The organism is Rhizobium acaciae (genome assembly GCF_025941625.1).
In the GTDB taxonomy this organism is placed as follows: domain Bacteria; phylum Pseudomonadota; class Alphaproteobacteria; order Rhizobiales; family Rhizobiaceae; genus Rhizobium; species Rhizobium acaciae.
Map to the genome: position 1 here is coordinate 148,397 of NZ_JAPCZO010000003.1, position 15,280 is coordinate 163,676.

Annotated in this window: 8 protein-coding genes; all 8 read right to left on the reverse strand. The window is 62.8% G+C overall.

Annotated elements, in window-relative coordinates; translation table 11 throughout:
• Positions 1-2: 2 nt before the first annotated feature.
• The 8 genes from glgB to OLZ32_RS06545 all read right to left on the reverse strand — a co-directional run bounded on the left by glgB (position 3) and on the right by OLZ32_RS06545 (position 15,088).
• Positions 3-2,210, reverse strand: a complete 2,208-nt coding sequence (glgB, locus tag OLZ32_RS06510) for a 1,4-alpha-glucan branching protein GlgB (RefSeq protein WP_264420232.1) — start codon at positions 2,208-2,210, stop codon at positions 3-5.
• The gene (locus OLZ32_RS06515; RefSeq protein WP_003542904.1) at positions 2,207-4,669 is read right to left on the reverse strand and encodes a glycogen/starch/alpha-glucan phosphorylase; all 2,463 of its coding nucleotides are present in this window, start codon (positions 4,667-4,669) and stop codon (positions 2,207-2,209) included. The genes glgB and OLZ32_RS06515 overlap by 4 nt, the downstream gene beginning before the upstream one ends.
• A 275-nt stretch (positions 4,670-4,944) precedes the next feature.
• Positions 4,945-6,144 (reverse strand): TadE/TadG family type IV pilus assembly protein, encoded by a 1,200-nt coding sequence (locus OLZ32_RS06520; protein ID WP_264420234.1) that lies wholly within the window; start codon positions 6,142-6,144, stop codon positions 4,945-4,947.
• A 115-nt stretch (positions 6,145-6,259) separates the two neighbouring features.
• Positions 6,260-7,138 carry a transglutaminase family protein gene (locus OLZ32_RS06525; RefSeq protein ID WP_264420236.1) on the reverse strand — a complete coding sequence of 293 codons (879 nt, stop codon included), beginning with the start codon at positions 7,136-7,138 and terminating at the stop codon, positions 6,260-6,262.
• 5 nt (positions 7,139-7,143) lie between these two features.
• Positions 7,144-9,561: a circularly permuted type 2 ATP-grasp protein gene (locus tag OLZ32_RS06530; protein ID WP_264420238.1), complete on the reverse strand. Its 2,418-nt coding sequence runs from the start codon at positions 9,559-9,561 to the stop codon at positions 7,144-7,146.
• Between the two features lie 40 nt (positions 9,562-9,601).
• Positions 9,602-12,928 (reverse strand): transglutaminase family protein, encoded by a 3,327-nt coding sequence (locus OLZ32_RS06535; protein WP_264420240.1) that lies wholly within the window; start codon positions 12,926-12,928, stop codon positions 9,602-9,604.
• Positions 12,929-13,031: 103 nt separating this feature from the next.
• Positions 13,032-14,414 (reverse strand): sensor histidine kinase, encoded by a 1,383-nt coding sequence (locus tag OLZ32_RS06540; RefSeq protein ID WP_003542899.1) that lies wholly within the window; start codon positions 14,412-14,414, stop codon positions 13,032-13,034.
• Positions 14,411-15,088, reverse strand: coding sequence for a response regulator (locus tag OLZ32_RS06545; protein ID WP_003542898.1), 678 nt, complete (start codon positions 15,086-15,088; stop codon positions 14,411-14,413). The genes OLZ32_RS06540 and OLZ32_RS06545 overlap by 4 nt, the downstream gene beginning before the upstream one ends.
• Positions 15,089-15,280: the final 192 nt, after the last annotated feature.

A 15,280-nucleotide genomic window follows, 5' to 3' on the forward strand; every position in this document is an offset into this window, starting at 1 on the left:
CACTAATTTTCAGGTTCAAGCATGATTGTCGCCAAGGGCGGCAAGGTGATCGAGCAGGTGATTTCGCCGCCGGCATCGACGGCCTGCACGCGCCCGCCATTGCCCTTGCCGCTGCCGCCGTAGATGTCGGCATCGGTGTTCAGGATTTCCCGCCAGCGCCCTGCGGACGGCAGGCGGATCGAGTAATTCTCGCGATAGACAGGGGTGAAATTGGTGATGACGGCAACCGGCTTCTGGCCAGGCGCCTTGCGCAGCCAGGCAAAGACGGAATTCTGGTGGTCGTCGGCGACCAGCCATTCGAAACCTTCGCCCTCGCAGTCACGCTCATGCAGCGCCGGCTTGCTGCGATAGGTGAAATTGAGGTCGCGCACCAGGCGCCGCATGCCCTCGTGCATCCGATACTGAAGCAGGTTCCAGTCGAGTGCCTTCTCTTCGCTCCACTCGCTCCACTGGGCGAATTCCTGTCCCATGAACAGCAGCTTCTTGCCGGGATAGCCCCACATGTAGGCGTAGTAGGCGCGCAGATTGGCGAACTTCTGCCAGTCGTCGCCCGGCATCTTGGCGATCAGCGAGCCTTTTCCGTGCACAACCTCGTCATGCGAGAGCGGCAGGACGAAATTTTCCGAATAGGCATAGAGCAGGCCGAAGGTGAGCTCGTTGTGATGGTGCCCGCGATAGATGGGATCGCGGCTCATGTAGCTCAGCGTGTCGTGCATGAAGCCCATGTTCCACTTGAAGCCGAAGCCGAGGCCGCCTTCATGGACGGGTTGCGAGACCTTCGGCCAGGAGGTCGATTCCTCGGCGATGGTCATGACGTTGGAATTTTTGCCGTAGATGCGGATGTTGAGATCCTGCAGAAAACGGACCGCTTCGAGGTTCTCGTTACCGCCATATTCGTTCGGGATCCACTCGCCGTGCTTGCGCGAATAATCGAGGTAGAGCATCGAAGCGACGGCATCGACACGCAGACCGTCGAGGTGGAATTTTTCGGCCCAGTAGAGCGCGTTGTTGACGAGATAGGAAACGACCTCGGTGCGGCCGAAATTGTAGATCGCCGTGCTCCAGTCCGGGTGGAAGCCCTTGCGCGGATCTTCGTGCTCGTAGAGTGCCGTGCCGTCGAACCAGCCGAGACCGTGTTCGTCGGTCGGAAAATGCGCCGGCACCCAGTCGAGGATGACGCCGATGCCGACCTTGTGGCAGCCGTTGACGAATCGGGCAAAACCCTCCGGCTCGCCGAAACGAGCGGTCGGCGCGTAGAGGCCGGTCGTCTGGTAACCCCAGGAGGGGTCGTAGGGGTACTCGGTGATCGGCAGGAATTCGATATGGGTGAAGCCCATGTCGGCGCAATAGGGGATGAGGCTGGAGGCGAGCTCGTCCCAGGACAGCATCGTGCCGTCCTGCCGGCGTTGCCAGGAGGCGGCATGCACCTCGTAGATCGAGATCGGCTGGCGGCGCTTGTCGGTCTCGCGCCAGTGCTTCAGATGGGCCTCGTCTTCCCACTCCTGCTCCAGCTCGGCGGCGGTGACCGAGGCGGTCTTCGGCCGCAGCTCGCTGCGGCGCGCGAAGGGATCGGCCTTCAGCGGCAGCAATACGCCGTCCTGGCCGCGGATCTCGAACTTGTAGGCAACGCCGATCGGTACGTCAGGGGCAAAGATTTCCCAGATGCCGCTATCCGAGCGGAAGCGCATGACGTGGCGGCGGCCGTCCCAATTGTTGAAATCACCGACGACCGAGACGCGCTGCGCGTTCGGCGCCCAGACGGCGAAATGGATGCCCTGCGCGCCGTCATGCTTGATGAGGTGGGCGCCCATCTTGTCGAACAGGCGCAGGTGCGAGCCCTCGCGGGCGAAATAATCGTCCATCGGTCCGAGCACCGGACCGAAGCTATAGGGATCGGTGACAGCCCATTCGGCATCGCCGCGCCGGGCGCGGTAACGCACCGGCTGGAGCTTTGTGAGGGAAACCGGGCCGGCAAAGACGCCGTCGGCATGGAGCTGCTTCAGTTCGCCGATGACGCCGCCGTCGAGCGTCATGGCGGTCACCTCCTCGGCGCCCGGGATGAAGCACCGGGCGACGAAAGCGTCGCCGGCCTGGTGCACACCTAGGACGGCAAAGGGATTGGAATGCGAACCGGCAAGGATTGCCGTGATTTCATCTGCCGAAATTTCCCAGGAAAGCTTTACTTCAGGGACGGTTTTCGGCGTTTTCATCCGGCTCTCCAGATTTCGTCTGCATATTGCCTGATCGTACGGTCGGAAGAGAACCAGCCCATCCGCGCCGTATTGTTGATCGTCTTGGTGTACCAGGCGGACTGGTTGGTCCAGATCTGGTCGACCTCGCGCTGGGCTTGGGCATAGGCGTCGAAATCGGCCGCGACCATGAACCAGTCGTGCGAATAGATGCCGTCGATCAGCGACGTATAGCGGTTGCGGTCATCGGGCGAAAAGACGCCGGAGCCGATGGCGGCAAGCGCCTGGGCGAGTTCGCGCGATCCCTCGATGATGGCGCGCGGATTGTGGCCATCACTGCGGACTTTCGACACCTCGTCGGCCTTGAGGCCGAAGATGACGATGTTGTCCTCGCCGACATTGTCGCGCATCTCGACATTGGCGCCATCGAGCGTGCCGATCGTCAGCGCGCCATTGAGACCGAACTTCATGTTGCCGGTGCCCGATGCTTCCATGCCGGCGGTCGAGATCTGCTCCGAAAGGTCGGCGGCCGGAACCATGACTTCGGCGAGCGAGACATTGTAGTTCGGCACGAAGACGATCTTCAGCAGGCCGCGCACCGACGGGTCGTTGTTGATCGTGCGGGAGACGTCGTTGATCAGCTTGATGATGAGCTTGGCATTATAGTAACTCGGCGCCGCCTTGCCGGCGAAGAGTTTCACGCGCGGCACCCAGTCGAGCTCGGGATGCGAGCGGATCTGGTCGTAGAGCGCGACGGCCTCGATGATATTCAGCAGCTGGCGCTTGTATTCGTGGATGCGCTTGATCTGGATGTCGAACATCGCCGACGGATCGAGCTTCACGCCCATGCGGCTGGCGACGAGGTTGGAGAGTGCCACCTTGTTGGCGCGCTTTATCGCCGCGAATTTCTGCTGGAAAGCCGGATCGGAAGAATGCACGTCGAGCGCACGCAGCTTCTCGGCATCATCGAGGAATTCGTCGCCGATCGCCTCGCGGATCAGGCCGGTGAGGCCGGGATTGCACTGCTGCAGCCAGCGGCGCGGCGTGATGCCGTTGGTCTTGTTGTTGATGCGGTCGGGATAGAGCTTGTGCAGGTCGGCGAAGACCGTGACCTTCATCAGGTCGGTGTGCAGGGCCGAGACGCCGTTGATCGAATGCGAGCCGACAAAAGCGAGGTTGCCCATGCGCACCCGGCGGTCGCCGCTTTCATCGATCAGCGAGATCGAGCGGATTTCCCCATCGGAGAAGTTCTTGCCCTTGCGGGCGTCGATCAGGATCTTGGCATTGATCGCATAGATGATCTGCATGTGGCGCGGCAGCAGACGCTCGAACAGCGGCACCGCCCAGCTTTCCAGCGCTTCGGGCAGAAGCGTGTGGTTGGTGTAGGAGAAGGTGCGGCGGGTGATGTCCCAGGCCTGGTCGAAATCCATCCCGTGTACGTCACAGAGCAGGCGCACGAGTTCGGCGACAGAGACGGCGGGGTGAGTGTCGTTCAGCTGGATCGCCACCTTGTCCGGCAGCGAGGTGAAATCGTCATATTGCTGCAGATGGCGGCGCAGGATGTCTTGCAGCGAGGCCGACGAGAAGAAGAATTCCTGGCGCAGGCGCAGTTCTTGGCCGGCCGGGGTGGCGTCGGCAGGGTAGAGAACCCGGGTCAGGCTTTCGGCCTTGTTGCTTTCGCGCAACGCCCCGATGTGGTCGCCGGCATTGAAGGCATCGAGCAGGATCGGATCGATTGGTTGCGCCGACCAGAGGCGCAGCGTGTTGACGCGCTTGCCGCGCCAGCCGACGGCCGGCGTGTCGAAGGCGGCGGCGATGACGCGCTCGGCCGGTTTCCAGACGTAGCGCGGCTGGTCGTCATGGGTGGTGATGAATTCGACGGCGCCGCCGAAGCCGATTTCATAGGCGCTTTCGCGGCGCTCGAATTCCCAGGGATTGCCATGGGCGAGCCAGTTTTCCGGCAGTTCCACCTGCCAGCCGTCGGCTAGCTGCTGGCGGAAGAGGCCGTGGACATAGCGGATGCCGTAGCCATAGGCCGGAACCTCGACCGTCGCCATGCTCTCCATGAAACAGGCAGCCAGTCGGCCGAGGCCGCCGTTGCCGAGTGCGGCATCCGGCTCCAGGCCGGCAATGACGTTGACGTCGACGCCGAGCGAGGCGAGCGCATCGCGCACCTCCTCCATCAGGCCGAGGTTCGAGATGGCGTCGCGCATCAGGCGGCCGATCAGGAATTCGAGAGAAAGATAATAGACGCGCTTGGCGCCGGTCGCATAAACCTCGCGGGTGGAAGCCATCCACTTGTCGATGATGCGGTCGCGCACCACCAGGATGGTCGCCGTCAGCCAGTCATGCGGCTTTGCCACCTTGGCATCCTTGCCGATGCGGTAGGTCAGACGTTCGATAATTTCTTCAGCGAGAATTTCCGGCCTTGAACTGCGAGGGGCGGGGGAGGGGATGATCGGCTTGGAAACAGTGTTCATCGTCAGGTCTCGCCAATTTTAATTTGGTTTCAGGATGTTATGCCTGATTCAATCAATTTGTCGCTTGCGCCGCCGACAGTTTATGCATCGTTACTAAGCACTTGCAACAAAGGATTTGGACAAACAAAAAATTTGCGAAACCTTCATATCCACGCGGGGCGAGGGGGTTGATTTCAATCGCTTTTCCCGATCTGATGCGTCGAACGAGCACAACGAAGAGCCGCTCCGGTTTGTTCCGGAGCGGCTTTTTCTACGTTGAACTTTGGGCTGAGCAATCAGTTGGTCAGCAGTGTGATAGCCTTCGTCGCCTCTTTTGCAATGCTGGTAAAGGACGCCACCAGCTTCTCCATCGTTTCGGCTTCATAATAGTTTCCGCCCGGCGAAGCGCAGTACTCAAGCAACTGCTTGCCCCTGTCCGGTGCCATGAAGGCGACGGTAAAGATCTTGATGCCGGCTGTTTTGGTTGCGTCGCATTGGTTGCGCACGTTCTGGTCGAACGAACTTTGCCATTCGCCTGTGTTGCCGGTCATTTCGCCGTCGGTCATCAGGATGATGTACCGAGATACAATTGTGTTGCCTTTGGCAGCATGCGCTTGAGTCTCAACATCCGAGCCGTCCGAGGCTTTGGCAATAGAAAGAGTTGCCTGTCTCATCGGTTCGGTGGCGTCGGTGCCCCCGCTTGCTGTAATTCCGCTCACATAAGTTGCAGTCGTCGCCGTACCCCAGGCCATACCGCTCATGCTTTTGATCTGGGTCTTTTGCCAATCCTTATAAATGAGACCGTTATTGTAAGAATAGGCACCCGTGCGTACGAGGCTGTGATCCGGATCGGCGGTGTCCAATGCATCAAAGAGGGCATCGGCAGCCTTTTTGAGCGCGTCAATCTTCGTGACGTAGGTTTTGCACTTCTTACCACTATAAGTCGCGCAGGTGGTCGTCTTTTCGCCCATCGAACCAGATTGGTCGAGCACCAGTTCCATCGAGAGAGCGGTCTTGGTATCGCTCGTGCCGCTCGAAGTCGAAGTCGAGGCGCCGATATTCAGCGTCTTGTAGCCAAGAACGCTCATGAATGGCGTGGCGGCGATCCCATAAGAGGTGGCGACGGTAACCTTATAGCTCTTGCTTGTTGCCGTCGTGCTGACGTCGATGTCGACGCTTGTTCCAGCCTTAATGCTGCTTATGGCGTCGGTGTCGACATAGTTGGCCATCTGTCCGCTTACGAAATCTTTGGCTATGGTCTCGGCGTCAGCATTGGTCGAAGCCGCCCCACTGGCGAGTGCGGTCGCTGCCGCGAGAGCCGCCGAGTCGGTGGCTTCCTGCAGTTCGCGCTTCGACAGCGCCATGTTCGAATAGTCGATCGCCAAGCCGGCGGCGCCGAGCAGGACGGGCAGCAGGATAGCTGTCATTATGCCGAAATTGCCGCCACGGTCGCTGAACATGCGACGCAGGCAGGGGTGCAAAAAGGAGGTGCTCATCATGTTCACCCGTGTAGGAGGCCCTGTGAGGTGATATACGCACGCTCCTCCTTTCCGCCGTCCTTACGGCGTCAATAGAATTTTAACGAATCGTCGGATTTTTCCAGTTTTGGGATTATTTCAGCGGGATCACGTCGACCGCCTGGACGGCGCGTTGGCCGCCATAGCTTTTCAATACGCCGATGACGGGAACGACGTCGGAATAGTCCCGGCCATAGGCGACGACGATGTGGTCCGTGCCGGCGGGGATGTCGTTGGTCGGGTCGAGCTCGATCCAGCCATTCGTCTCACCGCACCAGACCCTGACCCAGGCATGCATGGCGTCCGCGCCTTCCAACCGTTCCTTGCCGGGCGGCGGGATGGTGCGCAGGAAACCGGAGACGTAGCCGGCCGGAATGCCGAGGCTTCTAAGCGCCAGGATCATCACATGGGTGAAATCCTGGCAGACGCCGCGCTTCAATCTGAACGCCTCGATCGGTGTCGTGTCCACCGTCGTCGCGTCGGGGTCGTAGGTGAAATCCTTGTTGATGCGGGTACAGAGCGCATGGGCGATCTGCAGCGCCGTCAGATCAGGCATGGCGCAGTTTCGCGCATAGTCGGCGATCTCGCGGGCTTGGGTCAGACGCGGGCTTTCACCAAGGAAATGGTGCGGCGAATCCGGCGCTAGCGACCAGATGCCGGCGACCTCCTCCGGTAGGTCGGCAAGCAGCGGCGAGAAATCGGCGGCGATCGGCTGGCTTTCCACCTGCACGCGGGCTTGCATGCGAATGTCGAGCGTCTCGTGCGGCGCGCGCAGCATGAAGGAGGTGGTGGGATGATGAAAGAAATCGACGAAATGCGACTGCTCGTCCGGCGTCGGCGAGATGGTGATCGAGCCGGCGATCAGGCGCTGTCGATGCGTCAGCGACAGCGGCATCAGGCGCATGACGTGGCGGGCGCCGGAGGCCGGCACGTCGTAGATGTAACCCATATGGAGGGAGAGATCGTAGAGCATCGCCGTCACCCGAGATAAGTCTGGGCGAGCAGATCGGAAAGCTGCTCCAATTCGCGTTCGAGCCGTTGATAGACCTCGACCCCCATGCCCTCCGGCGTCATCACCGCCAGGCCGGAATGGAGCCGCATCGCCTCGCGGTAGAAGGGCGACATCTGGCCGTTGATCAGGGCGTTCGGCAGTTGCTCGACCTCGTGGTGGATCTCGTTCACCTGGAAGAGGACCGAGCGGGGGTTCAGGGGGTCGAGCGCCAAGAGGTCGGTGACGGTCAGCCGTGCCGTGTTGACGTTGTAGCGGCGGCGGTGGGTCATGACGCTGTCGCCGATCTCGAGCAGCATGTCGAGCGCGCCGTCGGGCGCGTCCGGGCCGGACATATGGCCGAGGAGGCGCGTCATGTGCAGGCCGCGCTCGATATAGCGGCCGAGCGAGAGGAAGCGCCAGCCGGTGAAGCGATACATGTTCTCGTGCACGAGGCCGGCGAAGCCCGCAAGCTTGCGCAGAAGGATGGTCATCGCATGGCTGGCGTCGTCGCCGGCAGCGACGGTGACGTGGAAGCGGCGGGCAGTCTTGGCGAGATCGTTGAGTGCCAGCCAGCCGTCCGGCGAGAAACGGTCGCGGATGTTGCTCGCCGAATAAACGGCGCTGTCGATGTTGCGCAGCAGTGTTTCCGGCACGGGTTCGGCGGTATCGATATCGACGGCGGTAAGGTACTCGGAGACATCGGCGAGCAGCGGCTGGCTCGGATCGGCAGCTTCGGCGTAACGCGCATGCCAGGCGCGCAGGATGCGCAGCGCCCCTTCGGCACGTTCGATGTAACGGCCGAGCCAGAACAGATTGTCGGCTGCCCGGCTCGGCAGGCTGCCCGGCATGTTGCGGGTAAAGCTGCCCTCGGCCGGCAGCAGCGTGTGGCGCTCGACCGGCTTGTCGCTGACGATCCAGACGTCGGCGGCCGCTCCGCCCGACTGCATGGCGATCGCCGCGACATCGGCGCCGGAGCCGATGCGGGCAAAACCGCCGGGCATGATCTGCCAGCCGTCTGCCGTGCGGGCAGCGAAAACGCGCAGTGACATCGGCCTCGGCACGAGCTTGCCGTCCACCCAGGCGGGCGTCGTCGACAGCGTGACGACCTCCTGGCCGACCAGTTTCGGGCCGTCCGAACTCAGCCAGTCGGTGATGGAATCCTTGGCGGCCGCACGCAGCGACGAGCCGAGCACGGACTCGCCGTTGTCGTCGAAGAAAGGTGCCCGGGAATAGGCCGGGCCGATCACCATCTTCTCGATGTTCTTTGCGACGTGCTCGCGCTCTTCCTTCTGACCGCACCACCAGGTGGCGATCGAGGGCAGTTGCAGATCCTCCCCCAGCAGACGGTGGCAGATAGTCGGCATGAAGGCCAGAAGCGCCCGGGTTTCGAGAACGCCGGTGCCGAGCGCATTGACGATGGTGACGCTTTCGGCGCGCAGTGCTTCCACCAGGCCGGGCGTGCCGATATGCGAATTCTGGTTCAGCTCCAGCGGGTCGGCAAAGGCCGAATCGAGACGGCGCCAAAGCACGCCGATCGGCTTCAGGCCGGCGACGGTGCGCACCATGACGCGGCCCTTGACGACGGTCAGGTCCTCGCCCTCGAGCAGCATGAGACCGAGATAGCGGGCGATATAGGCGTGCTCGTAGTAGGTCTCGTTGGCGGGGCCGGGCGTCAGCACGGCGATGCGGTCGTCGCCCGAATGTTTCATGCCCTGAAGTGCGTCACGGAAGGCGCCGAAGAAGGAGGCGAGGCGGTGGACCGGGGTTTCGGCGTAGATATCCGAGAAGGCCCGGGTCGTCGCGACGCGGCTTTCCAGCGCGAAACCGGCGCCTGACGGCGCCTGCGTCCTGTCGGCCAGCACCCACCAGTTGCCGTCAGGTCCGCGGCCGATCTCGAAGGCGCAGAAATGCAGATAATGCCCGGAGCCCGGCCGGATGCCGGCGAGCGGGCGTTGGAATTCGGGATTGGCGGCCATCAGCGCCGGCGGCAGAACCCCTTCCTCCACCAGCCGGTTGTCGCCGTAGATATCGGCAACGATCGCCTCCAGCAGATCGGCGCGCTGGACGAGGCCCGCCGACAGCGTCTTCCATTCGCGCTCGTCGATCAGCACCGGGATATGCGAAATCGGCCAGGCGCGTTCGCCGGTGCCCTTGCTGCCATAGGCGCGGTAGAAGACGCCGGCATCGCGCAGGTAGCGGTCGGCGCGGGCAAAACGCTCAGTGAGATCCTTTTCCGGCATTGCGCTAAGATGCGAGAGAAAACGCTGCCAGACCGGGCGGACCGCGCCTTTGTTGTCGACCATCTCGTCAGCGGTGCCAGGAAGCGGCGCATAGTCGAAGGCCACACCCTTGCCGATGCGGTCCTCTGCCTCTCCCCTGCGCTCCGCTGCCGGCCTCTTACCCATCAAAACTGAAACCCTAACCCCCCGGCCCTAACCTTCGGCCTTAAATTCCGGCGGGCCGCCGCAGATCCAGCGTCAGCGGGAATTCCGGCGAACCCGTCTCGACGCGCGGAATGTATCCGCCCGCCGTATGCCCCCACGGCTCGAAGCGGGTGAGTCGTCTTGCTTCCGCCTCGTTACCGTTGACCGGGAAAGTGTCATAGGTCCGGCCACCCGGATGGGCAACATGATAGATGCAGCCGCCGATCGAACGCTTCGACCATGTATCATAAATGTCGAAAGTCAAAGGTGTGTTGATCGGCAGAACGGGATGCAGACCGGAGGACGGCTGCCACGCCTTGTAACGGACGCCGGCGACCGACACGCCGGCGGTGCCGGTCGGCGTTAGCGGCAGGGTGCGGCCATTGCAGGTGACGGTGTAACGCGCGGTATTGCTGGTTTCGAGCCGCACCTGAAGGCGCTCGACGGAGCTGTCGACGTAGCGGGCGGTGCCGCCCGGCGCGCCTTCCTCGCCCATGACGTGCCATGGCTCCAGCGCCTGGCGCAGTTCCAGCTTCGAGCCCTCGTATTCGACTTCGCCGCAGAAGGGGAAGCGGAATTCGAGCTGGGCCTTGAACCATTCCGGGCTAACGTCGAAGCCGTTTTGGCGAAGGTCGGCAAGCACGTCGAGGAAGTCGGCCCAGACGAAATGCGGCAGCATGAAACGGTCGTGCAGGGTCGTGCCCCAGCGGACGAACTTGCCGTCGACCGGGTTGACCCAGAAGCGGGCGATCAGCGCGCGCACCAGCAATTGCTGGGCAAGCGACATGCGCGCATTCGGCGGCATCTCGAAGCCGCGGAACTCGATGAGGCCGAGCCGTCCGGTCGGGCCGTCCGGCGAGAACAGCTTGTCGATGCAGATCTCGGCGCGGTGGGTGTTGCCGGTGACGTCGGTCAGAAGATTGCGGAACAGGCGGTCGACGAGCCAGGGCAGCGGCTGCTGGCCACGGCCGGGCGCGCCGACCTGCGCCATGGCGATCTCCAGCTCGTAGAGGCTGTCGTGACGAGCCTCGTCGATGCGCGGCGCCTGGCTGGTGGGGCCGATGAACATGCCGGAGAAGAGGTAGGAGAGCGAGGGATGGCGCTGCCAGTGGAGGATCATGCTCTTCAAGAGATCGGGACGGCGCAGGAAGGGGCTGTTGTTCGGATTGGCCGCGCCTACGACGACATGGTTGCCGCCGCCGGTGCCGGTATGGCGACCGTCGATCATGAACTTGTCGGCACCGAGCCGGGTGGCGCGCGCCTCCTCGTAGATCGCCGTTGTGATGTCGACGCAGTCCTTCCAGTTCGCGGCCGGATGAATGTTGACCTCGATGACACCGGGATCCGGGGCGACACGGATGACGTTGATGCGCTCGTCCTGCGGCGGCGGGTAACCCTCGATATGGACGGGAAGCTTAAGCTCGGCTGCGGCGTTTTCGGCAGCGGCGATCAGCTCGAGATAATCCTCGATGCGCTCGACCGGCGGCATGAAGACGCAGAGCCTGCCGTCGCGCGGCTCGACCGACATGGCGGTGCGCACAGCGCCGCGGAGCTCGCCGAGCGTCTGTTCGACCCGGCCGCGATTGCTCTCGTCGGCATGGAAAGAGGCTTCAGGCATGGCCCGGCCAGCCGGTACGAAGACATCAGGTAGCGGTTCGCGTGGAATCGTCGGATCGGCCGGGTGGATATAGGGGTAACGCGCCGGGGGAACATAGGGCAGTGTGCCGAGCGGCAGACGGTAACCGATCGGACTGTCGCCCGGGACGAGGAAGATCTTGCCGCGGCGGGTGCGCCATTTCTCGCTGACCCAGACTCGGCTTTGCGCTGCTTTGGCATTCCATGCCTGAACCGGAAGGATATAACCGGTCGGGGTCGTGAGGCCGCGGGCGAAGACGCGGGCGATGCGATTGCGTTCCTCGGGATCCTTCAGCTTCGAATTCGCCGGGTCGACGTTTTCGGGAAGGCTGCCTTCCTTGATGATCCAGTCAGCGGGATCCTCATAGGCCGGCTGCACCATATCGGGCTTGATCGCCAGCTCCTTTGCAATTGCCGTCAGGAGCTTTTCGGCATCCTCGGCTTTGACGCCGGTATCCTTGCCTTCGGCGGCGACCAGATCGAGGTTCTGCCAGACCGGCTTGCCGTCACGGCGCCAGTAGAGCGAGAAGGTCCAGCGCGGCAGGCTTTCGCCCGGATACCATTTGCCCTGGCCGTAATGCAGGAAACCGCCGGGGGCGAAGCGTTCGTGCAGCTTGCGGATCAGGAGGTCGGCCTTTTCGCGCTTGGTCGGGCCGACCGCGGCGGTGTTCCACTCCTCGGACTGGAAATCGTCGATCGAAACGAAGGTCGGTTCGCCGCCCATCGTCAGATGCACGTCCTCGGCTTCGAGGATACGATCGACTTTCTCGCCGAGTTCGTTGAGTTCCTCCCAGCTTTCATCGGAGAAGGGCTTGGTGATGCGCGGGTGCTCGGCGACGCGCGAGACCTTCATATCGAAGGCGAATTCGGTTTCGGCCTCGCCGAAATAGCCGCCGGAAATCGGAGCGGCGTTGCGATAATGCGGCGTGGCGGCAAGCGGGATGTGGCTTTCGCCGGTCAGCAGGCCAGAAGTCGGATCGAGGCCGACCCAGCCGGCGCCGGGCAGGTAGACCTCAGCCCAGGCATGCAGGTCGGTGAAATCGACTTCGGTGCCGGAGGGACCGTCAAGCGCCTTCAGGTCCGGCGTCAGTTGGATGAGGTAGCCGGAGACGAAGCGGGCGGCGAGGCCGAGATGGCGAAGGATCTGGACGAGCAGCCAGCTGGTGTCGCGGCAGGAGCCCTTGGCGGTTTCCAGCGTCTCCTCCGGCGTCTGCACGCCGGTTTCCATGCGGATGACATAGCCGATCTGCCGCTGCAAGCGGGCATTCAGGCCGACGATCATATCGACTGTCGGCTGGTCGGGCGACCAGTCGAGCGTCGGCAGCAGCGCCTTGAGGCGCGGACCGGCCGGCTCCGGCGTCATGTAGATCGACAGATCTTCCTGGATCGTTTCAGGGTATCCGAAGGGCCACTTGGTCGCCTCTTCCTCGACGAAGAAGTCGAAGGGATTGTAGACCGTCATGTCGGCGACGAGATCGACCTCGATCTTGAACTCGGTCACCGGATCCGGAAAGACATAGCGGGCAAGGTAATTGCCATAAGGGTCTTGCTGCAGGTTGACGAAATGGTTGGAGGGCGTGACCTTCAGCGAGTGGCTGAGCACCCGTGTCTTCGAATGCGAGGCAGGTTTCAGCCGGATGATCTGTGGGCCGAGGCGGACCGGCTTGTCATAGGTGTAATGCGTCAGATGATAGATGCTGGCTTTGATCGACATATTTCTCTTTTTATCCGGCTCGCATCATCGTGCGGCTTGCTGTTCCCGGAAATCAGTGTGTGCAATGCAGCGAAAGAAAGCAAGGCGGAAAGGTCGACGGCTGTTACGCCGCCTTGGCAAAGGTGACGGCCGCCTTCAGGCCTTTGCCATCCGCGCCCGGCTCCAGCGTCAGGTCGGCGTTGAAAAGATTGGCGATTTCTTCGACGATCGGCAGGCCGAGGCCGGCGCCGGGCGCACCGGACTCATTGCCGCGCGAAAAACGCCGGCGTACTGCTTCCAGCTTCTCGGGCGGAATACCGGGACCGTTGTCCTCGACTTCGAGGCGGATCGTCTCTGACGCGGCAATGATACGGACGGTGACCTCGGCCCCCTTGCCGGCATAGGCGATGGCATTGCCGGCAAGGTTGCGCAGCATTTCGCCGATCAGCAGCGGCTCGGCGCGAACCATCGCCGGGCTCTCGCCCTCGAAGCCGAGATCGATGCCGGCGACGGCGGCCGTCGGGATCTGCTCGCCGGTGATTTCCTGGGCGATGGCGGCGAGATCGATGGCGGAAGCGGTCAGCGCCTCCTTGGCGGTGGCGGCATCGATCTTGGCCATCAGGAGAAGCTGGGCGAGGATGCGTTCGGCATGCGCTACCGCCTGGTCGCCCTTCAGTGCTGCCGCCTGCGCCTCATCAAGCGAGCCGGCACGGGCGGAAAGGGCAAGCTGGGTGCGGATGATCGCCAGCGGGGTGCGCAACTGATGGCTGGCATTGCCGGTGAAATGGCGGAGCGCATCGAGCGCCGATTGCAGGCGGACCATGAAGGAATTGACCGTATCGACCAGCGGCTCGACCTCGCTCGGTACGGTCTGCTTGATCGGATGCAGGTCATCGGGACTGCGTTCGCCGATGGCGTCGCCGAGCTTGTAGAGCGGGCGGAGCGCCACCGTGACCGAGATCCAGACGATGACGGCCGCGCCGGCGATCATGAAGGCGAGACGGAGTGCGGAGCGGACGAGGATCGCCTGCGCCAATTGCCGGCGGGCGATGGTGGTTTCGGCGACCGTCACCACGAAGGGCACGGAGCGGATGCCCGTCGAGGCGGAGCGTTCGAGTGTGGCGATGCGGATCGGTTCGCCGCGGAAGCTATCGTCGGCGAAGGCGGCGGCATCGCCCGGCGTCTTCTTGAGGACCGGCAGGGCCTGGTAGCCGGTGATGAATTGGCCCGGCGGGCCGTCGACTCGGTAGAAGACGCGATCCTGCGCGGCCGAGGTCAGCATCTCAAGTGCGACATAGGGGATATCGACCTGCAGGGTGCCGTCCTCGGCGACGACGACGCGCTCGGCGATCGCCAGCGCGGAGCCGGCGAGCACGCGGTCGGAGACGATGTTCGATGTCTGGACCGCCTCGCGATAGGTATCGGCGAGGGCCAGCGTGCCGATGACGGCGGTGGAGACGAGCAACCAGAAGAGCAGCCGGCGCCTGAGGGAATAGGCGGCTTTCATGAGGCCTCGGGCAGCTTGTCGAGATAATAGCCGATGCCGCGGGCGGTCTTGACGGTCAGGCCGTGCGGCGACAGGCGCTTACGCAGGCGGCTGACATATTGCTCGATGGCGTTTGCGGAAATGTCGTCGTCGAAGGCCGTGAGCGATTGAATGATCGCCTCCTTTGCGACGACCTTGCCGGCCCGCATGAAGAGGATTTCGAGCAGGCCGAGCTCGCGGGCGGGAATATCGAGCGGCGTGGCGCCTGATGAAAAGGTGCGGGAATTGAGATCGAAGGAGATGCCGCCGAAGCCGACCGTCGCCGAGCGCAGCCCGGCCTGGCGGCGCAGCAGCACGCGCACGCGGGCCTCGAATTCGGCGATATCGAAGGGCTTGATCAGATAATCGTCGGCGCCGAGATCGAGCCCCTTCACCCGCTCTTCCGGTGTGCCGCGCGCGGTCAGGATGAGGACGGCCGCCTGGTTCTGCCGGGCGCGCATGGCGCGCAGGACGTCGAGCCCGTCCATCTCCGGCAGGTTGAGGTCGAGGATCACCAGATCGAAATTTTCCGCTGCGATGACCGCATTGGCAGACGCCCCGTCATGGACGACATCGACGGCATGGCCCGTGCCGCGCAAGATCGCCGACAGGCCGTCGGCCAGCGCGATATTGTCTTCGGTGAGCAGGATGCGCACGGATGTTTCCCCTGTTTTTCAAGGGAGATTACAGAGATGAAGCAGGGATGTCACAGCGATTTTCAAGCTTACAGCGCCGCGCGTCCTTCAGACGCGCAAAGGACGCTGTAATACTTTGAATCTACGCATCGTGCTTTCCGAAAATCGATTCCGATTTTCGGGCCGATGCGCCAGTCGGGGAAAGGTTCGACC